Annotated in this window: 15 protein-coding genes; 8 read left to right on the forward strand and 7 right to left on the reverse strand. The window is 39.7% G+C overall.

The window, feature by feature from the left end; genetic code table 11:
* Nucleotides 1–71 precede the first annotated feature (71 nt).
* Both rluA and rapA read right to left on the reverse strand, forming a co-directional pair.
* Complete coding sequence (gene rluA / locus DK924_RS00895; RefSeq protein ID WP_109874116.1) at nt 72–725, reverse strand: bifunctional tRNA pseudouridine(32) synthase/23S rRNA pseudouridine(746) synthase RluA; 654 nt, start codon at nt 723–725, stop codon at nt 72–74.
* Nucleotides 726–879: 154 nt separating this feature from the next.
* Nucleotides 880–3,774, reverse strand: coding sequence for an RNA polymerase-associated protein RapA (gene rapA, locus DK924_RS00900; RefSeq protein ID WP_010391620.1), 2,895 nt, complete (start codon nt 3,772–3,774; stop codon nt 880–882).
* A gap of 298 nt (nt 3,775–4,072) precedes the next feature.
* Between rapA and DK924_RS00905 the strand changes: the two genes are divergently transcribed.
* The 3 genes from DK924_RS00905 to DK924_RS00915 all read left to right on the forward strand — a co-directional run bounded on the left by DK924_RS00905 (nt 4,073) and on the right by DK924_RS00915 (nt 6,929).
* A complete protein-coding gene (locus tag DK924_RS00905; RefSeq protein ID WP_010391619.1) occupies nt 4,073–5,464 on the forward strand; it encodes a PhoH family protein in 1,392 nt (463 codons plus the stop codon).
* Between the two features lie 342 nt (nt 5,465–5,806).
* Complete coding sequence (locus tag DK924_RS00910) at nt 5,807–5,938, forward strand: Hpt domain-containing protein (protein ID WP_226916168.1); 132 nt, start codon at nt 5,807–5,809, stop codon at nt 5,936–5,938.
* A gap of 55 nt (nt 5,939–5,993) precedes the next feature.
* Nucleotides 5,994–6,929 (forward strand): diguanylate cyclase, encoded by a 936-nt coding sequence (locus DK924_RS00915; protein WP_109874117.1) that lies wholly within the window; start codon nt 5,994–5,996, stop codon nt 6,927–6,929.
* On the opposite strand, the gene DK924_RS00920 is transcribed toward DK924_RS00915, so the two are convergent.
* The gene (locus DK924_RS00920; RefSeq protein WP_109874118.1) at nt 6,912–7,292 is read right to left on the reverse strand and encodes a DUF3192 domain-containing protein; all 381 of its coding nucleotides are present in this window, start codon (nt 7,290–7,292) and stop codon (nt 6,912–6,914) included. The two genes, DK924_RS00915 and DK924_RS00920, sit on opposite strands and share 18 nt — an antisense overlap.
* Before the next feature lie 174 nt (nt 7,293–7,466).
* Complete coding sequence (locus DK924_RS00925) at nt 7,467–8,411, reverse strand: D-2-hydroxyacid dehydrogenase (RefSeq protein ID WP_109874119.1); 945 nt, start codon at nt 8,409–8,411, stop codon at nt 7,467–7,469.
* Between the two features lie 441 nt (nt 8,412–8,852).
* Here DK924_RS00925 and DK924_RS00930 point away from each other — a divergent pair, with 441 nt between their 5' ends.
* Both DK924_RS00930 and DK924_RS00935 read left to right on the forward strand, forming a co-directional pair.
* Nucleotides 8,853–9,986: a 1-acyl-sn-glycerol-3-phosphate acyltransferase gene (locus tag DK924_RS00930; RefSeq protein ID WP_008113364.1), complete on the forward strand. Its 1,134-nt coding sequence runs from the start codon at nt 8,853–8,855 to the stop codon at nt 9,984–9,986.
* A gap of 104 nt (nt 9,987–10,090) precedes the next feature.
* A complete protein-coding gene (locus DK924_RS00935) occupies nt 10,091–10,336 on the forward strand; it encodes a DUF1289 domain-containing protein (RefSeq protein WP_010391613.1) in 246 nt (81 codons plus the stop codon).
* Here the strand turns inward: DK924_RS00935 and DK924_RS00940 are convergent.
* Nucleotides 10,333–11,031: a transporter substrate-binding domain-containing protein gene (locus tag DK924_RS00940; protein ID WP_109874120.1), complete on the reverse strand. Its 699-nt coding sequence runs from the start codon at nt 11,029–11,031 to the stop codon at nt 10,333–10,335. The genes DK924_RS00935 and DK924_RS00940 overlap by 4 nt on opposite strands.
* A 222-nt stretch (nt 11,032–11,253) precedes the next feature.
* On the opposite strand from DK924_RS00940, the gene DK924_RS00945 reads away from it, so the two are divergent.
* From DK924_RS00945 to DK924_RS00955, 3 genes are read left to right on the forward strand one after another with little or no spacing between them, the layout of a single operon-like run.
* On the forward strand, nt 11,254–11,457 hold the full coding sequence (locus tag DK924_RS00945) for a DUF3283 family protein (RefSeq protein ID WP_008113353.1): 204 nt from the start codon (nt 11,254–11,256) through the stop codon (nt 11,455–11,457).
* A 12-nt stretch (nt 11,458–11,469) separates the two neighbouring features.
* A complete protein-coding gene (locus tag DK924_RS00950; RefSeq protein WP_010391610.1) occupies nt 11,470–11,877 on the forward strand; it encodes a GNAT family N-acetyltransferase in 408 nt (135 codons plus the stop codon).
* A gap of 18 nt (nt 11,878–11,895) precedes the next feature.
* A complete protein-coding gene (locus DK924_RS00955; RefSeq protein WP_109874121.1) occupies nt 11,896–16,401 on the forward strand; it encodes an EAL domain-containing protein in 4,506 nt (1,501 codons plus the stop codon).
* Between the two features lie 25 nt (nt 16,402–16,426).
* On the opposite strand, the gene DK924_RS00960 is transcribed toward DK924_RS00955, so the two are convergent.
* Together DK924_RS00960 and DK924_RS00965 are read right to left on the reverse strand one after the other, a co-directional pair.
* On the reverse strand, nt 16,427–17,371 hold the full coding sequence (locus DK924_RS00960; protein ID WP_109874122.1) for an ion transporter: 945 nt from the start codon (nt 17,369–17,371) through the stop codon (nt 16,427–16,429).
* Between the two features lie 8 nt (nt 17,372–17,379).
* A complete protein-coding gene (locus DK924_RS00965) occupies nt 17,380–20,046 on the reverse strand; it encodes a bifunctional acetate--CoA ligase family protein/GNAT family N-acetyltransferase (protein WP_109874123.1) in 2,667 nt (888 codons plus the stop codon).
* Between the last annotated feature and the right edge of the window lie 314 nt (nt 20,047–20,360).

Genomic DNA, 20,360 nt, shown 5'->3' on the forward strand with positions numbered 1-20,360 from the left:
TTATTTATGTATCGGCGTAGCACTCTTAAAGTTTAGCTATTTACTGCAAATAACTAAAAGATTAATCTGTATTAAAAGTCGGGTTCAGCTTCAAAAGTAAGTACTTGCTCCGTTACAGGGTGTTTGAGTTGTAGCATTTGTGCATGCAGCTGTAGGCGAGGAGCCGCAGCAAGTGCGTCTTTGTGGGCATATAAACGATCGCCTAAAATAGGGTGGCCTAAGCTTAGCATATGTACTCGCAGCTGGTGGGAACGCCCTGTAATCGGAGTAAGCTCTACACGGGTTGCCTGTGCTTCACGTTCAAGCACTTTAAAATGCGTGAGTGAAGGTTTGCCATTGTCGTGATCAACCATTTGCTTAGGACGGTTCGGCCAATCACAAATAAGCGGTAAATCAACGGAGCCGGTTTCACTTTCAAGTTGCCCATAAACTCGCGCAATGTAACGCTTTGCCGTTTCACGCTCTTGAAATTGAATACTTAAATGGCGGTGAGCGGCTTTGTTCATTGCCAAGCAAAGTATCCCTGAGGTAGCCATATCTAAACGATGAACAATTTTAGCCGTAGGAAAAACACGGTTGACGCGATTAATTAAGCTATCGGCATGTTTTGGGTCTTTACCTGGTACGGTGAGTAACTCGCTAGGCTTATTTACAATAAGTAAATCATCGTCTTGAAACAGTATAGTTAAATACGGGCTCATAGGGGGATTGTAATTAACTAACACGGCAGACCTCAGTGATTTTGAAGTGCGCTATTTTAGTGGAGCGAGCGCAAAGGCTCAAGTAAAAAGCGCGATATAAATATCGCGCTTTTTTCGATGCACACGTTAGTTGATCTTTAACTAACGACTGACAGCTTATAGCTAACAGCTAGATTCCTTAGTGCGAAACCACAATTAAACGAATGGCATCGAGTTTTAACTGCGCTTTTTCAATATGTGCGGTTAGCTCATTGCGTTGTTTATCGTAAAAGGTAATTTCTTCTTGGCGAATATTTGGGTTTATTTGTTTAAGTGCCTCTAAACGCTGCTGCTCTTCGCTTAACGATGTTTGCATTTTAGTTAATGACTCTGCACGAATAACATCCAGCTTTTGTTGAGCCATGTCTTTTGCTGTGTTGATCATTGGATGAACCGCACTTTGTAATGCACCGGCTAATTTACTTGCTGTTTGGCGACCTACCGCAGATAACTGTTGATTAAAGCCATCAAAGCCAACGTTTTCGCCTAAGTTATTACTGCTCTTATCGAGTAAAATACGAATAGGCGTAGGCGGTAAAAAGCGGCCCACTTGCAGTACTTTTGGTGCCATTGCTTCGGCAACAAAGATTAGCTCAACAAAGAATGTTCCTGGTGGTAACTTTTTGTTTTTAAGTAACGCCACTGACGCACTACCAAAGTCATCATCGCAAATCATGTCCATAGTGCCTTGCACCATAGGATGATCCCAACTAATAAAGTGAACATCTTCTTGTGAAAGAGCGGTATCACGGTCAAATGTTACCGTCATGCCATCTTCTTTTAAAGCAGGGAATGACGCGTTAAGCATATGCTCAGTGGGTTTTAAAATAATGGTGTTTTCACCTTTATCTTCTTGGCTTACGCCAAAGGTGTCGAACACATTGATCATGTAACTTGGTAGCTCAAACTGATTATCGAGTTTTTCAATGTCAGCTACAAGTGAATCAGCAGCGCCTTGCCCTGATGAATGCAGTTCTAGTAGGCGATCTCGGCCACTTTCCATTTGCTTACGTAATACTGCATTCTTTTGTGCTACTTGCTCAAGCAATGGGTCTAGCTCATCTTCGTCACAATTATGAGCTGCAATATATTCAAGTAAGTCTTCGCTAAACTCTTTATACAATAACTGTCCTGTGGTTGAAGTGCTTTCAAATGCATCTAGGCCTTCGTTGTACCAACGTAATAACACTTCCTGAGCCGTATTTTCAAAGTAAGGCACATGAATGTTCACATCTTGTGTTTGTCCTATGCGGTCTAAGCGACCAATACGTTGCTCAAGTAAATCTGGGTTGAGCGGTAAATCAAACAACACTAAATGATGTGAGAATTGGAAGTTACGGCCTTCTGAACCAATTTCAGAACACAATAATATTTGAGCATTATCGTATTCATCGGCAAAGAATGCCGCGGCGCGGTCTCGTTCAATGATCGACATGCCCTCGTGGAAAACCGAGGCTTTAATTGCTTCGCGTTCACGTAATATTTGCTCAAGGCTGATTGCGGTTTCGGCTTTAGCGCAAATGAGTAATACTTTTTCACGTTTGAGAGTTTTTAGCGTTTCGATTAGCCAATCTACACGGGGGTCAAATAAACCCCAGCTGGCGCTTTCACCTTCAAACTCTTGAAATATTTTTTCAGGGAAAAGTGCACGTTGTGCACTGAGTTCAGCATTTTGAATGCCGCTCATATTACCTAGTACAGTCATTGCTGTTTTGTATTGCTTAGGTAAAGCCATAGGGTAGGCGTGTAATTTACGACTTGGGTAACCATCAATACCACTGCGACTATTTCTAAATAAGATGCGCCCAGTACCGTGACGGTCTAAAAGCATATTTAAAATTTCTTTACGTGCTTCAAGGTCGCCTTGTTGTGCTGTTTCAAGAATATCGGTGATATCCGTTTCTTTTAATAGCTCAATCAAGGTTGCTTTAGCGTTATCATCTAATGATTGCTCTTGCAGTAGTTGGTTAGCAGCTTCGGCTACATCTTTGTAGTTTGCTTCTTCTTCTTTAAATACGTCGTAGTCGTAAAAGCGATCAGGGTCGAGCAGTTGTAAGCGTGCAAAGTGGCTACGATGACCCAGTTGGTCTGGCGTTGCTGTTAATAAAATTAACCCCGGAATGTCTTGGCTCAGCTCAGCCATACGTTGATATTCGGCACTAGGTTTATTGTTGTTAATGCTTAAATGATGGGCTTCATCAATGACTAATAAGTCCCAGTCGGCCAACGTAGCTTGTTCAAACCAACGTTTTTTCTTAGTTAAAAACTCAAGGCTGGTAAGCACCAGTTGCTCGGTATCAAATACGTTAGGTGAATCAGCAAACGCTTCGTCGCAGCGCTCTTCATCAAAAATAGAAAAACGTAAATTAAAACGGCGTAGCATTTCTACTAACCATTGGTGCTGCAAGTTCTCAGGTACCACAATGAGCACACGGCTGGCGCGACCAGTAATAATTTGTTGATGTAAAATCATGCCAGCTTCGATGGTTTTACCCAAACCTACTTCATCAGAAAGTAATACACGTGGCGCAAAACGTTTACCTACTTCTTGGGCAATATAAAGCTGATGCGGAATAAGGTTGGCACGTTGGCCAATTAAACCTTTAATAGGTGACTGTTGGCGTTCAAATTGGTGTAACCAAGTTTGGTAGCGCAAAGTGTATCGATCAAAGCGGTCTACTTGGCCTGCAAATAAACGGTCTTGTGGTTTATTAAATTTAATAAAATGGTCTAAAAAGGTTTCTTTTAATTGTACTTTTTCACCGTTATCAATACGTTCACCGTGATAGCACAGTAACTCGCCTTGTACTTCAATTGACTCAACTTGTAATTCCCACTCCTCAACGCTTCGGATCACATCACCAGGATTAAATGCTACGCGGGTTACCGGAGCTTCTGCAGAAGAATAAACACGGTTTTCACCACTGGCAGGAAATAAAATGCTGACCTGGCGGCCATCAATGGCAACAACGGTGCCCAATCCTAAATCTGACTCTGTATCACTGATCCAACGCTGACCTAAGGAAAAATTCATGTATGTCTCGTCTATGAAGAAAAAGGCGGCTATGTTACCTGTTAGATAACACCACTGCAAGGCGCTATTTGCCTGACTTTTAATTAATTTTATAAGTGTGAATTATTCCTATCTATAAGCACTGATTAGTGCGCCGATTTTGTAGGAAATTCAAACTAAATGATATTTGTCATAAAACAGACTTTTATGACAAATAGACTAAACTCAAATTATACCTAAGTAATTAATCAAGTTTATTAGTCACACTGATTAGTTTATTGGGTATAGCATAAAAATCATAAAACGTAAGGAAAGTGCTATGGAAAAAGCTTCGAACCTTGATAGTAAAATGTATGTGCTAGATACCAATGTATTGCTTCATGAACCCCTCGCGTATTTGTCATTTCAAGAACACCAAGTGGTTATTCCAATGACTGTATTGGAAGAGCTTGATCACATTAAAGATAGAAAACACGATGTAAGTCGCGATGCCCGAGTGGCCATTCGTGGACTTGATGGAGTGCTCAGCCAGGCCTCTCCCGAGCAAATGTTACAAGGGGTTGCGCTACCAAGTAATAAACAAGGGGGATTAACGGGAAGCTTACTGATTGTAAATGACCATTTATTTGCCGATTCTATTTCCGGCTTACCGGGCAATGAAAACGACCACCGCATTATTAATTGCGCGGTGCATTTACAAAATCAGCACAGTGATAAAAAAGTCATACTGGTTACTAAAGATATCAACATGCGCTTAAAAGCCAAAGGGGCGGGGCTTAAATATGTTGAAGATTACCGTACCGATCAGCTTATTGACGATATCGCCTTACTTACCAGCGGCTATAAAAAAATTACTGGTGATTTTTGGCAGCATGTTGGCGAGTGTAACACTGAGCAACACGGGCGTGAAACAGTCCATCATATCCCTAAAGATTTAATCCCAGATGTGTTTTGTAATGAGTATTTACTTGATGATGGCGATCAGTTTGCCGCTAGAGTCAAATCTTACGATGGTGAGCATATTACCATTAAAGATATTGGTGCAGAGCGACTAATGCATCAAAGCGCCTGGGGAATAAAGCCAAAAAATATTTACCAAGCAATGGCACTAGATGCACTGCTCGATACTTCTATTGAACTTGTTATTTTAACCGGCCCTGCGGGATGTGGTAAAACCTTACTCGCGCTTGCTTGTGCACTGGAAATGGTGATAGAAAAAGGTGTTTACGATAAAGTGATTGTAACCCGAAACACCCCTGAAATTGCGGAATCGATTGGCTTTTTACCTGGCACCGAGGAAGAGAAAATGGCGCCTTGGCTGGCTGCAATAACTGATACCTTAGAAGTGCTGCATAAAGGAGATGAGAACCCTGTTTCAAGCCGTAATTACATTATGGAAAAAGCCAATGTTCAGTTTAAATCGGTGAACTTTATGCGTGGGCGAAGCATTCAAAATGCGGTGGTGATTTTAGATGAAAGCCAAAACTTAACGGCTTCTCAGCTCAAAACCATTATTACCCGTTGTGGTGAAGGAACTAAACTTATTTGTACCGGAAATTTAGCACAAATAGACAGTAACTATTTAACCGCGGTTACCTCTGGACTTACCTATATTGTGGAGCGATTTAAGCACTTTGAAGGCGGCGCTACTGTTAATCTTAATGGTGTAGTAAGAAGTCGACTAGCGTCATTTGCAGAGGAGAATTTATAAGTGTTCTTTGGCTCGATAATCTACTATTTTATTATCGAGCCAAAAATTAAGTATTTAATCTAGCTGATTCATCGGTTTATTAAAGCGCTTAATTACACGTCAACAGTTTGACGTTTAATTAATACGTATGCCTAGCTTGTCAAATATCTACTCATCGATCTTCAGAAAAAAGATATGAATTTATTTAAAGCTATGCCAGGTCTATTTAAGTTCATTACTTGTTCATATCTCGTTAGGCATTTTTGATAAATAATAAGCTTTGACTGTATTAAACAGTAATTGATACATTCTTTTTATAGGAGCGTACGTTATTAAATGTGAAGGGGTAACCATACTAGTGAAATGGTACGCTTAGTGCATAGTTTAAAAGGGATAGCAGGAAATTTAGGTTTTAACCGATTATTATTGTGTGCTCAACACACTGAGCAAGTATTAAAAGCGGATGGCAAGCACGCTGCAGCTGCAATTAAATAATTAATAATACAGTTAGAGCGAGTGCAAATTTATATAAAAAGTTTAGATGTAAGCAATGATAAATAAAGCAAAAATATTAATTGTAGATGACGATGCGCTTAACCGAATCATTTTAGAAAGAACTTTAAGTGATGAGCATGAGGTTTACTTAGTGGCAAGTGGCGAAGAGGCGTTGACATTTGTTAAGCATACGCAGGTAGATTTAATTATTTTAGACATCATGATGCCTGGCATGAATGGTTACGACGTGCTGGTGGAACTTAAAGAAAGTAGCCTTAGCCATGCGATCCCCATTATTTTTATCTCAGCGAACAGCTCTCATGAAGACGAAGCAAAAGGTTTAGAATTAGGCGCAATGGATTACATTGCAAAGCCATTTTGTGCCTCAATTGTTAAAGTGCGTGTACGCAATCAACTACTTATTAAGCAAAAAAACGATTTATTAGAAATGCTTGCGTCTATTGATGGTTTAACAGAAATACCTAACAGACGTTATTTAGATGAAAATTTAGAGCGAGAGTGGCGAAGAAGTAAGCGTAATAACTCTTCCATGTGTGTATTGCTTATCGATATTGACCACTTTAAGCGCTATAACGATTGTTACGGTCATCGTGCTGGCGATGAGTGTTTAAAAGCTGTGGCGCAAACTCTAGCGGCGCAATGTGAGCGCGGCAGTGATTTTGTTGCCCGTTATGGTGGTGAAGAGTTTGTAGCCGTATTACCAGAAACCAATCAGCAAGGGGCTATTGCATTTGCTAATAAGTTACGTGAAGCCATTAATGATTTGAATATAGAGCACAACGCATCGTTAAATGCTTCACACATTACTATTAGCATTGGTATTGCCTCAAGTGAGAGCAGTCAAGCATACACAGAGAAGGCATTGCTAGAAGAAGCTGACTCAGGTTTATATAATGCTAAAAAGTCAGGGCGCAATGCGATTGAATTGGCGCCCATAGGAACATGTGAGCGTTTAGTTTGTCAGCATTGATAGTACTGAGCTGCCAATCCCCACTAATTTGTCATTTTTAAATACTAATGGTGTGCATTCATCCTTGGTCATTTTTCCATCTGAATGAATGCTGTGTGTTGCGTAAAACAACACTTGGTAAACATCATCCTGTTTTTTTAATAATTCAGTGAAATTAGGTGTTTTTAGTTGGTTTAATACTGACTGATACGAGCTATCCATTGCCAGACCTGAAATGATTTCACGATTGTTTTTATGTGTGGCCTGCCAGCTTGAAGAACTATTGCCTGCCCAATGACCTTCTGCTTCGCCATCAGATACAGCGATTACACAACCCGTTAAAAAAGGAGCAGTTAGTGCAGCAATTAAAAGTGTTTTTTTCATTTTGTTATTCCCTAGATGATTAATTAAAAACAATGTAGCAAAGACCAAGCCAGTTTTTAAATTCTTAAAAATCAATGGGTTGTTTTTGTTGTGTTTGGTGGGGTGGTGGCTTTTTTAAAATATAAATCTAAAAAGCCACTTTTTAGTAATTTTGACTAAGTTACTTTTATGGCATTAAACCAAGCGGTTACGCGACTCGTGTTGACTAAATGCTGCAATATTTAAACTCACTTCTTTTACTAAGCGCACGATAGATTCAGTGCTCGCCCACGCTATATGTGGGGTAAGTAGTAAATTATCACCCGTATAATTAGCCAGAGGATTAGTAAGCTCAGCGGGCTCTTTGGTCAGCACATCAACGCCGGCACCGGCAATAATATTGGCTTTTAATGCTTCTACTAAGTCTGCTTCATTGATTATCCCGCCGCGTGCGGTATTAATAATTAGCGCAGTCGGTTTCATCATTTTTAATTCATTAAGTGTAATTAAGTCGCGTGTTTCATCATTAAGTGGGCAGTGAACGCTAATAATGTCTGCTGTTTTTATTGCTATTTCAAACGGGGTGCGTCCGTCGCGACACGCTGCGCCTTTGCGCTCTGCAACAATCACCTCAGCGCCAAACGCTTCAGCTACTTTAGATACTGCCTTACCCAAAGTACCTCCGCCAATAATAGCCAATGTTTTACCTTGAATGTCATTAAAGCTGTAATCAAGTCGACAAAACATGTCACTTTTTTGCCATGCGCCTTGCTGGCAATCCGCTTGATAGCGGTGAGTATTACCTAATAAGTTAGTGATCAACGAAAAGGTATGCTGAACAACAGAAGGGGTTGAATAACCGGCAACATTGGTAACTGCAATGCCTAAGTCTTTCGCGGCATCTAAATCAACATTATTAGTGCCAGTTGCACTGACACAAATGAGTTTCAACGATTTTAATTGTGTCATAGTGTCACGATTAATCACTACTTTGTTAGTGATTAACACCTCGGCATTTTGGCTATGTGCCAACACTTGCTCTGGGCTAGTTAGCTGATGCACGGTAAGATCTCCAAGTGCTGAGATACCATCAAGTGAGGTGTTTGCCAGTGTGGCGTTATCAAGAATTGTTATGTTCACGATGTGTCCTAATAGTGTATGTGTAAAAAGAATGATAATCCCAGTACGCGAAGTACTTGTGTTAAAAAGAGTATCATCTATTTGAATATTATTGGGTTTATCAGATTGCGTTTACATTAGCAGTTGTAGAGCTATATTTAAATGTGGTCTGCCCACTGAGGGTTAACTTGCATGTTATTATGGCCAACTGCCTTGCTAAGTTAACTTGAACAAAGTGCAATTAGTAAGGTCTATCCATTTGAATTAATAATTAATAGCTATAGTTTATACACATGAGGCAGTTAGTCTGACAATAATGCTCAGTACTAAACTATAACGCTATGAAAACTCAGTAAATCGAACTTTAGTATTGCTAGTTTCGTACTTTTGCTTGAGTTATAATCAAAATCAGACATAACGGGACGTTTTAGCGTGTCGTTTTTAACTTTGTAGATGCAGTAAATGATTGAATTAGAAGATAAGTACGCAGATATAAGACCTTACAATGACGATGAAGTTGCCGCCTCATTAACGCGATTAATTAACGATAATGCGTTTCTTGATGTGATAGCAAAGTACAATTTGCCACGCTTTATATCCGCAGTTGGGTTTTTAGCACGCGCTATAATAAAACATCAGTTGCGTAAAAAGTGGGGCAAAGTTAAAACAGTTGAAGATGTACAAAACGAAGTGGCGCATTATTTAAATAAATTAGTAAGGCGCACCACATCAAACGTTACTTTTTCAGGTTTAGAGGCATTAGACCCTAATCAAGCCTATCTTTTTGTTTCAAATCATAGAGACATTGTACTTGACCCTGCATTAGTTAATTGGGGCCTTTATCAGCATAAAATGAAAACAGTGAGAATTGCGATTGGTGATAACTTATTGCAAATTCCTTACATTACTGAGCTTATGCGTTTGAATAAAAGCTTTATTGTAAAACGCTCAGCTAAAGCTCCAAAAGAGATGTTAAAAGCGTTGACTCAGTTATCGGCTTATATTTATGACTCGCTTACTAGTGGGCATTCTATTTGGATTGCTCAAAAAGAAGGTCGGGCTAAAGACGGTGTAGATCAAACCGATCCTGCACTGTTAAAAATGCTACAACTAAATGGACGTAAACAAAAGAAAGAGTTTGGTGAGTACATTAAAGAGCTAAAAGTGGTGCCGGTTGCAATATCTTACCAATATGAACCCTGTGCAATAGCGAAGGCAAAAGAGCTCTATCATAAACAACACCATGGTAAATACGTGAAATCGGCGGGTGAAGATATTGCTAGTATTGTTGAAGGCTTTAGTTCAGCCAAAGGGCATGTGCACTTATCGTTTGGCCAGCCTATTCAGTCAGATTGCGATAGTGCAGATGAGCTGGCAAAAACCATTGATAAGCAAATAATTGATTCGTTTTATTTACACCCAGGCAACTATATTGCAGGTGGATGTACTGAGGCGGTTATAAATAAAAATGATGCAGCACAATTTGCAGAGCGTTTAGCAAAAGTGCCAGAAGAATTAAGGCCTTTAGTACTAGCAATGTACGCTAAGCCCTACCATAGAAAAACACAAGTAGATGAACAAAGCTGTGAACATTAATTAACAGTTTAGGCGTAGATAAAAGCAGCAATTAATTTGCTGCTTTTTTTTTAAACAAAAATAGCGCTATACTCAAGCTATACTTTTTTATACTGGAGGGTTTGATGCAACAAATTGAAATATTTGATATTCCTAGCCCTTGTAAAGGTATTTGCTTGGTTAATAATCGGGGTTACTGCAAAGGATGTTATCGCAGTCGTGATGAGCGATTTTCGTGGAATTCGTTGACCAATGCGCAAAAAAAGAAAGTATTGAGTCTATGCCAACAACGCTATAAACGTTATTTACAGCAAAAAAAGAAAGCTGCGCAAGCCGCTTCGCCAGCACAACAGCAAGGCTTTGATTTTTAAAATTGTAGTTTGTACTTTGATCTGAGTTTAGCGACCGTGCCATTGTTGTGTAATTTCTTAAGTGTAGCCTCAAGCTGTTGAGCAATACTCGCATGACTGATATGTAAATAATGATAAAGCGGGTAGGTAGCAACCACTTGTTTTTCATAACAGCCTAAAGCGGGAGGAATGGTTTTATTGGCCATCGCAAAATCAATCAGTAATGCAGCTTCTACTTTTTGCTGGATCAGTAAATTTAATTGAGTGGTATTATTTTTTACCTCAATAACTTTGCCTTGAAAATCAATACTGTCTAAATATCGCTGTTGTACAGGGTAGCTGGCTATAATGGCAACGCTATCCATTGTTTTAGTAGAGCTGGGTTCACAGTGCTTATAAAGCTCAAGATTAAATTTGAATAACGGATAGTTAACCCGAATTAAGTTTTTGTATGCACTTTCAATACTAATATCACGAGCAAGCTGCCCATCTAACATGCCATTGTTTGCTGCAAATAATGCATTTTGACGATTAAAATCGATAATATTTAATTTAAAGCCCATATCGGTATACGCTAATTGTAATAGCTCAATAGTATAATTTGCTTGCTGGGTGTTCTGCGGGCGATTAAATGTATAACTGTAACTATGGCCAAATGACGGATTACTAAAAATTAAACCTATTAATACAAGCAACCCTTTACAGTATTTAAACACGTCAGCAGTTCCTGTCTATTGGGTCAAATGGATAGGCGAGTATAATAACAAATTGGCTGTCTTTTGCCCAGTTTCTAGTCATAATCTAGCAGAGCCTATCATTAACAATTATTGATACCCTTAGATTATTTAAAGTAGATTCTTTTTATTCGTTATAGGGTTAGTTTATTATAAGTTTAACCGTATAATCTAAGTTTTATCAGGCCAGTAAAAGAGGGGAATATGAGTTATAACCTGTGTGATTTACCACGAGAGCAAAAGTATCAGATTCAGCTAGATTACGAAGCTTCATTTTGGGCATATCAAATTAAGCGTGGCAAGAAAACGCGTGAGCAAGTTTATGATACCCTGCACAGCCGCCCAGTTGCAGAGCAAGGTTTTTTAAAGCAAAAGTTTGAGCAATATTTGGCACTTATGCTTAGTTAGGGTCTGCTTGCTGTGATTGTTATTAAACAATTAGAATCAGTGAAAGCGCCCTTAATAAATAAGTTTTATACCTTATATAAAGTCCGCGGTCGCGCTAATAAACAAGACCAATTGTGGGTTGCTTACGATAACCACACTATTATTGCTGCGTGCCGCTTACAGCACAAACCGACTTTTTTATTTTTATCGACAGTTTTTGTGGCTCCTGCATATCGTTCCACTGGTGTGGCAACAAAGCTGCTAAGCACTCTTTTAAGTCAGCAAGCCGACGCTGTTTACACCTTCGCTTACCAACACATTACTGATTTTTATCAGGCACTTGGTTTTAACCAGGTGTTAACATATACTCCTGCATTATTAACGCTATTTGATGCATATAAGCACCGAAATATTATCGCATTGAAATATCAGCAACCCTAAATCAGTAATAGGAAACACATGGGCATCAGTATTAATAGGTTTATCACAGCCATGTTTGTGCTATTTATGCTCATTAGCGTTGCTGCAACAGCGCAAGTAAAACGGCTATCACCAAGCGAAGGGTTATCTCAAAGTTACGTTAATACTATGCTTATCGATAATAATGGCTATTTATGGCTCTCTACCGAAGGAGGGTTAAATCGCTACGACGGCTATCAGGTTATTCCAATTAATGGCCCAAATGGTGAGTTAGAAGAAGCCATTATTGATCGCATATACCAAGATCCAGAAGGGCAAATTTGGATTGCTTCCTTATTAGCAGGGCTTTTTAGGTATGACCCGCAAACAGATACCTATCAGCAGTATTTAAAAAAACCAGTTACAGAAGAGCAAATTCTTCAGCAGTCTGTTTTTACCATGTTAGCCACAGATGATAAATCCTTGTGGGTTGGTCAAGGCAGAGTGTTTGCAAAACTTGATATAGCCAGTGGCTCTATTACTCCTTTATTTAAGCTGCCTGAGCAATTTGAAAATGCGTTTGTACGTACCTTGTTTCATTACAATGGCTATATCTTTATTGGCAGTACAGATGGTGCTTATGTATTTAATATTGCAACGCAACAAGTACGCCCCCTAGAGCATTTAAGCGAAACCGATGTACACATCTATCAAAACAATGTGAAGTCATTTGCACTGGGTGATAGTAATCAGTTATTGGTTGGAGCTGTTAAAGGCTTATATGCTGTTGATATTAGTAATATAGAGACATTGTTTAATAATAGTGAGCAGGCATTTACAAGTGAAAAGCTACTGGCTGACTTGAATGTTTGGGATATTGATAATCAGCAAGGGATTGTTGATTTAGCAACCGATAAAGGCCTGCTTAGTTTTAATTTAACTACCAAAATAGTGGTTAAAAATAAACGCATTCAACAAAGTAAATACACGCTTGCCGATACCAGTATTATTGATATGGTAAAAGATAAATCAGGTGGTATGTGGCTTGCGACTAAAACTGATGGTGCTTTTTATTTATCGGGTGACAACTATAAATTTTATAATGTAGAGGGCAGTGCTTTAGGAGGGGATGGATTTTCACATCACTCAGTCTGGGCAATTAAACAATTTCAAGATAAGTTATGGCTAGGTACTCATAACGGTTTAACGGCTGTTGATATAAAAAATAACACCTCAAGGGTGTATTTAAAAGATTATAAAGTTGATTTACTAACCACAGAATTTACCGTTTTCAAAATTATGCCTTATAAAAATAAACTCTGGTTACACTCAAACCGAGGACTGTTTATTTTTGACCCGCAAACCCAGCAGCTTACCCAACCTAAAACTGCCAGCCCCAAAAACCAAATATTTATAAACGATTGGATGCATGGTATTACCTTGCTAGAAAATGGTGATTTATATTTTGTTCACCCTGATCATGGCATGTTTAAATATAATGTTGATAGCCAGGTGCTAACTCCATTAAAGGGCGAGTTTTCTCAATTTGACCCGTTTTTAGCCTATGGCTTTTTACCGCCATTACCCTCAAAGCCGCAGAAGCCGTTATTTTTTAGCGGTGGAGTGTTATACCAATTTAACCCGGATGAGCGCAGTTTAAACACCCTTTATAAAGTACCTAAACACCATGACAATGTTGCAGTGAGCATTCTTTCGTATGTTGAAGATAGGCAAGGGATTCTGTGGCTTTCTTTATCTAACTTTGGTTTGATTGGAATTGATGCCAATAGCTATGAATTAGTGCATACCATTGATTTAGATAAAAATAAATTAGGCACACTATTATACGATATGGTGCTTGATGAAGAGGGAATGATTTGGATGAGTAGTCATAAAGGAATATGGCGATTAAACCCGAGCACCATCCATTTTCAGCAATTTACTACATCAGATGGAGTGCTTTCTGCTGAATTTAATAGTGGTGCTATGGCCAAATTAAATGACGGACGAATTGCCTATGGTAGCCTTAAAGGCTTTACTTACTTTGACCCTAAAGAGAATAAAAATAGCCAAGGTTTGTTAGATCACGTCAACATAACTCGCATTAACTTAATGTCTCGAGACTTGTCGCTTAACTTACAACAGCCATTAAAAAATATTACTTTAAATCATGATGATATAGGGCTTGAAATTGCATTTTCAGCGATGTCATTTAGTTTTCAAGATCGTATTGTTTACGAATATCAGCTCGACAAAGGTAAAAAAAGCTATACCCGTAATAATCGCGTGGTGTTTCCTAAATTAAACCCCGGTAGCTATCAGTTAAAAGTCTGGGCAAAGGATCCGTTGACGGGTGACTATACCCCGCCAGCGACGTTAAATATTAAAGTGAAATACCCATTATGGCGCGCCCCTTACTTTTTAGCTCTTTATGCTATTTTGTTATTCACAATAGTGACAGCTTGGGTAATGAGACGTAATAAAATACAGCGTATTTTATTAGCCGCACACAAAGAAAGCCAAGATAGCGAGGCACGTTTAAAGCTTGCGCTAGAGGGAAGTGAGTCGGGTGTTTGGGATTGGCAAGCGAGTCAGTTAAATATTTATCAGCCTAGATTGGTCAACGAGTTAGGTTATGAAGACGACTCAGTCAGTTTAGATGACTACTTAGATAAAGTTCATCCACAAGAGCGTGCCATTTTTAGGTTGGAGTGGTTAGAATTTTTATCAACCGACAAAGGATACTTTAACTGTACTTACCGACTACGTCATGCCAAAGGTCATTGGCGCTGGTACAAAGACTTTGGCAAAGTGGTTGAATGGGATGAAACAACACCGCAAAAAGTAGCGGGTACGTATACTAATATGACACGCGAAATGGTGTTTGAAGAACACGCTCGATTATTTACCGCCGCGTTTGAACAAACCCGAGATTGGGTATTTATTTTAGATAAAAACTTTAACATACGTGCTTCAAATAAGTCGCTGCAAACGGCTTTTGCTGTATCGGCAGAGCCTCGTTCAACTCGCTCGCTTAATTTAGGTTTGACTCGCAGTAGCTATTTTGACTATTTACGCATTATGCAAAAGCTTGAAGTAGGCGAGCACTTCTCATGTGAAGACACTGTGGTACTGGCTAATAAAGAGCAGCGTCATGTGTTAGTTAAAATAAGCGCTGTAGCAGATGAAAGTAAAAGGTTGAGTAGCTATGTGGTTATTTTAACGGATATTCATGCGCAGAAATCAGCTGAGAACGAGCTGCATCAATTAACTAATTACGATTCATTAACGGGCTTGCCAAATAGAACCTTGTTTAATGACCGAGCTGTGCATGCCATAGATCAAGCGCGTCGTCATCACAGCAAAGTTGCTTTATTACATGTAAATATAAAACGCTTTAAATACTTTAACGACTCATTTGGTACAGAAAGCGCTGATGAGATCATTAAGCTGGTGGCAAACCGCTTAAAAACAGCATTACGCCCCTGTGATAGCATAGCGCGTTTAGGTGGTGATGAATTTGTTATTTTAGTTGAAGACATTCAGCAAATAGAAGAAGTATTACTTATATGCACCAAGCTTATGGATTGCGTGAGTATAGACATTGCTATGAATAGCCAAAATGTAAATGTGCACCTTAGTATTGGTGTGGCGCTTTTCCCTGATGACGCTGCGCATTACAAGGCGCTGTTAAAAGCATCAAATGTGGCGCTCTATTATGCTAAAGATGGTTTAGAAGGGTGTTACAAGTTCTATAAACAAGAAATGAATCAAAGAGTTGAAAGGGCCCTGCATTTAGAGTCGCAATTGATCAAAGCGTATCACGAGCACGAGTTTTGTAATTATTATCAACCTATAATTAGTACATCTACACAAAAAACTGAGGGCTTTGAGGTATTACTACGCTGGCCTGAGAATCAACTAGCCAGTACTCAAGAGTTTGCAAATGTGGCTGAAAATATTGGTTTAATTACCAAAATTATGCTGCAAACATTTAAAAGAGCACTTGTACAGTTGGTGCGTTGGCGCAAGGTGAATCCCGATTTATATTTATCAATTAATTTATCGGCACTTGATTTTGAGTTTGCTGAGCTTATACCTGAAATTCGCCAAGCACTAAATAATGCAGCGCTGCCGCCCGAGGCTATTGTGTTTGAAATAACAGAGTCTATTTTAATGCGAGACTCAGACTATGCACTTAAAAATATGGATGCACTAAAGCAGCTCGGATGTAAGCTATACATGGATGACTTTGGAACAGGTTATGCTTCATTAACGTATTTAAAACGCTTCCCCATCGATGTATTAAAAATTGATCGTAGCTTTGTGCAAGATATTGGTATTGATTCGGATAATGAAGCGATTATTCAATCCACTCTTACTTTAGCCAGCAGTTTAGGTAAAGAGTGTATTGCTGAGGGGGTTGAAAGCGCACATCAATTGGCCTTCTTAAAAGCTCAAGGTTGCAGCTATTTCCAAGGGTACTTATTTAGTAAAGCTGTGCCTAAAGAGCAAGTACTTGAGCTTATTGAGCGCGATTGGCACCCTGTATTCTCACAAGCTTAAAGCGCCGTTTATTACATTATTTTTATTAAGGGCGCTTACCACAATGGCGACAAAACAAGTGTGAGCTGCGTTTATTAAGCTCCGCTTTTATCGCTTTATTAGCCTCTAACTTACTTAATCCAAGTTTGTAGCGAAGATCTTCAAGGTGATGTAATTGCTCGTCGGAGAGTTTTCCATCGGTTATTTGCTCATGGGTGGCATCTTCAAATAACTGACGACGTTTACGAACCTGCTCTGAAAAGCTCGATGCTAATAAACCTGTGGGTATAGCCACCATGCCCATGCTTACTAGAGTGATAACACCACCAAACAGCTTACCAATGGGTGTTATTGGCACAACATCACCATAGCCTACAGTCGTAAGTGTTGCCATTGCCCACCACATTGCGGCCGGAATTGAGCCAAACTTGTCTGGTTGAATGTCATGTTCTAATAAATAAATACCGCATGAAGCTAAAATAAGTACTACTGCCATAATAAAAAATGCAGCCAACAATGAACTTGATTCATCAATAAATGCCTGTAATAACAGTTGCATTGCCCGTGAATAACGAGTGAGCTTAAATACTCTTAATAAACGTAGTACGCGTAAAAAACGTAAGTCTAAAGCAAAGAAAAACATTAATAGGCTTGGCAAAATGGCGATTAAATCGATGATAGCCAGTGGTGATAAAATATAGCGGATCCGCTTTTGTGTATTGGAGCAATCCATAGAGGCGTATTTTACTCTATCTACACAGGTCCAAGCACGTATTAGGTATTCAGCACTAAATATGGCAACCGATACCAGCTCTAACATTAAAAATTCGTTGTAGTACGCAGTGGCAATGCTGTGCACTGATTCGAGTACGATGGCCACCACATTTATCATAATAATAGTGATTAGTAGGGCATCTAAAAAGTGACCGGCCCGTTGGTACTTACCTGAAGATTCAAATACTTGGTTGATGGTTTGTCTAAGTTTCTGCATAATAATTATTATAATGTGAGTAACATATTGATACTGCCTTCTTCAAAATCACGACTAATTTTAAATCCGAGTTTACGAGCCAGCTCAATCATGCCAGTGTTTTCAGGTAGGGTGATCCCCTCAACGGTTTTTACCCCTTGGCGCTTACAATGAGAAATTGCTGCATTCATTAAAATACGTCCTAATCCAAGCCCTTGGCAATCAGAACGTACTACAATAGCAAACTCTGCTTGTAAGTTATCTGGGTCCATAATCACTCGTGAAACCCCTAGGGTGTGCTGTTGCTCGTCTTGTGTTTGGGTAACAATAAACGCCATTTCGCGGTCGTAATCAATTTGCGTCATTTTCGCGAGTTGATCGTGGTTAAATTGTGGTAACTCACCAAAAAAGCGTTTATACCTATCTTCTTTGGTTAATGACTGGTCAAACGCTTGATGTGCTTGCTCATCTTCAGGTTTGATTGGTCTGAGCGTTGCTAAGGTATTATTTTTTAAAGTGACTTGTTCAACCAGCTCAATAGGGTAAGGACGAATAGATAAACGTTTTCGATGTGCTTGAGCCTGATACTGATTCAAATTCATGGTGGCATCAAGTACTAAAAACTGGCCATTACTAGCTAGAATAGGATTTAGCTCTAACGAGGTGATATCCGGTTGATCTACGACCAATTGAGAAATTCGAGTTAGTAGTGAACACAAGCGATATTTATCTACTTTTTCTGGCAGAACACGATCTTTAAGTACGCCTTTATCATGGGCGGCGGCAATTAAATATTTAGCTAGGTTCATATTCAGTGGTGGCAAAGCGACTGCGGCTTGTGCATATTCAAGCCCTGTACCGGCTTCACCTAATAAAATAACCGGCCCAAAATTAGGCTCTGTTTTAATGGCTATACGCAGCTCGTTAGCTCCCGCTCGAGGTGCCATTTTTTGTAATGAAAAACCATCAATTATGGCATCAGGGTAGGTGTTCTTTATTCTTAACAGCATGGCAAATGCGGTTTGCTCTACCTCTTGCGCATCATTGAGGTTTAGTACGACACCGCCGACTTCAGACTTAGAGGGAATACTGGGGCTAATCAATTTCAATGCCACCGGAAAGCCCAGCTCTATTGCTTGCTCTTTGGCTTCGGTTGGAGTGTAGGCAACTTCAGTTTGAATACAGTCAATGCCGTAACTACTTAAAATATGACTTGCTTGATGGGTTGATAAGTAATGTTGTTCATCATTTAAAAACTCTTTTATAGTCGCTTTCGCTGCTGCTTTATTAATAGTGGCATCGTCAGTATTTGATTCTGGCGTTTGAGTTAAATGCTTTTGGTTACGACGGTAGCTTACTAAGTGCATAAAGGCGCCTACCGCCCCTTCTGGGGTACGATAGGTAGGGATGGCGTTATTAGCGCAGATGCGTCTTGCAGCAAAAGCGGCATCTTCACCCATAAAATTAGTAATTACATACGGGCGTGCCATTTTCGGTAATTTATTTAGCGCCTCAACAATAACCTGAGCGTAATTTTCACTCGGAGCCAATGCCGATGGAGTGTGGATGATCAGTAAGTTTTTAACTTCTTTAGCATTTAGTAATATTTCCAACGCATGCTTATAACGCACTGGCGCAGAATCGCCAAATATATCGACCGGATTGGCAGCGGTGTCTGAATGCGGGATCACTTTATTAAGTGCTTCGCGAGTTTCATCACTGAGCTGAGCAAGTTTTCCTGAGCTTTGAATAAGTTCATCAACGGCCATCACTCCAGGGCCGCCACCATTGGTTAATATGGTAAGTTGCTCTACTTGCAGTAACTTAGGATGCATTGCCAAGGTTTGGGTGGCGGCAAAGAGCTCACGTAAGTCGTTTACTCTTAGCATACCCGCACGTTGAAACATGGCATCATATACCGCATCTGAGCTTTGCTTTCCGCCGGTGTGTATTTCAGCGGCGAGAGCTCCTGCGCTGGTTCTGCCAGTTTTAATAGCAATAACAGGTTTAGAAAATGCGGCTGCTCGAGCAGCAGAAATAAAGCTGCGGATATCATCAATATTATCGATGTACAGTAAGATGGCTTTGGTTTTAGCATCACGGCCTAAAAAGTCGAGTATTTCGTCAAACTCAATATCTAAACAATCCCCCATAGATACAAAGTATGAAAAGCCAATTTCTTTATTTTTTGCCCAATCAAGAATAGTTGAGCAAACTGCTGCAGATTGCGATACAAAAGCCAGTTTACCTGGCGTGGCAACAGTATGAGAAAAGCTTGCATTTAAGCCTATATGCGGAATAAGTAACCCTAAGCAATTTGAGCCAAGCAGGGTGACTTTATGCTTAGCTGCGCTCTCTTTGAGTGCCTTTTTTTGAACTGTGGTTAAGCCATCCGCAATAATAATGGCACTATGACAGCCAAGTGTACCTAGCTGCTCAATAATTTTCATTAAGGTGTTTTTATTGGTACAGATAACGGCTAAATCAGGTACTTTAGGTAAGGCTTCAATACTGGGGTAAGCCAATACGCCGTGTACCGCTGTATGATTTGGGGTAACGGGCATAATAGGCCCTTTAAAGCCACCTTGCAGTAAGTTACGCATTACCACATTACCCGCGCGAGTGGCGGTGTTTGAAGCCCCAATAACAGCGACAGAGCTTGGGTTAAAAAACTGGTTGATACGTTTTAGACTCATTGCGTTTCCTTGGCTGATTAAGTTTTGCGTTCTGTACTGTCTCAATGTAACCTGTTTATTGTGTTTTTTCGAGCGTGAACATGCTTATTATTGATATTAGGGTCTGTTGACCTTTCAAGGTTAAACTTGCAGCAGTCTGTTTGGTATTTAGGCAAGGCAGAGCCTATGTGGTGTGGTTATTCCCCATAAATAGGCGATAACGCAGCATAAATGCCAAACAGGCGCTGCCCGAAGGGTTCTGCCTAGGGGCGATTTACTCTTTGTTGCTCGGTTTTTACTTAGCCCACTAGGTTACAAACCTCGCGCCGCGATTA

It is taken from the genome of Pseudoalteromonas sp. meg-B1 (assembly GCF_003173795.1).
GTDB classification, from domain to species: Bacteria; Pseudomonadota; Gammaproteobacteria; order Enterobacterales; family Alteromonadaceae; genus Pseudoalteromonas; species Pseudoalteromonas undina.

Coding starts and splice junctions, on each gene's coding strand:
- rapA (WP_010391620.1), bottom strand. CDS start 3,774: ATGAATTTTTCCTTAGGTCAGCGTTGGATCAGTGATACAGAGTCAGAT.
- DK924_RS00905 (WP_010391619.1), top strand. CDS start 4,073: ATGGAAAAAGCTTCGAACCTTGATAGTAAAATGTATGTGCTAGATACC.
- DK924_RS00910 (WP_226916168.1), top strand. CDS start 5,807: ATGGTACGCTTAGTGCATAGTTTAAAAGGGATAGCAGGAAATTTAGGT.
- DK924_RS00915 (WP_109874117.1), top strand. CDS start 5,994: ATGATAAATAAAGCAAAAATATTAATTGTAGATGACGATGCGCTTAAC.
- DK924_RS00920 (WP_109874118.1), bottom strand. CDS start 7,292: ATGAAAAAAACACTTTTAATTGCTGCACTAACTGCTCCTTTTTTAACG.
- DK924_RS00930 (WP_008113364.1), top strand. CDS start 8,853: ATGATTGAATTAGAAGATAAGTACGCAGATATAAGACCTTACAATGAC.
- DK924_RS00935 (WP_010391613.1), top strand. CDS start 10,091: ATGCAACAAATTGAAATATTTGATATTCCTAGCCCTTGTAAAGGTATT.
- DK924_RS00945 (WP_008113353.1), top strand. CDS start 11,254: ATGAGTTATAACCTGTGTGATTTACCACGAGAGCAAAAGTATCAGATT.
- DK924_RS00955 (WP_109874121.1), top strand. CDS start 11,896: ATGGGCATCAGTATTAATAGGTTTATCACAGCCATGTTTGTGCTATTT.
- DK924_RS00960 (WP_109874122.1), bottom strand. CDS start 17,371: ATGCAGAAACTTAGACAAACCATCAACCAAGTATTTGAATCTTCAGGT.
- DK924_RS00965 (WP_109874123.1), bottom strand. CDS start 20,046: ATGAGTCTAAAACGTATCAACCAGTTTTTTAACCCAAGCTCTGTCGCT.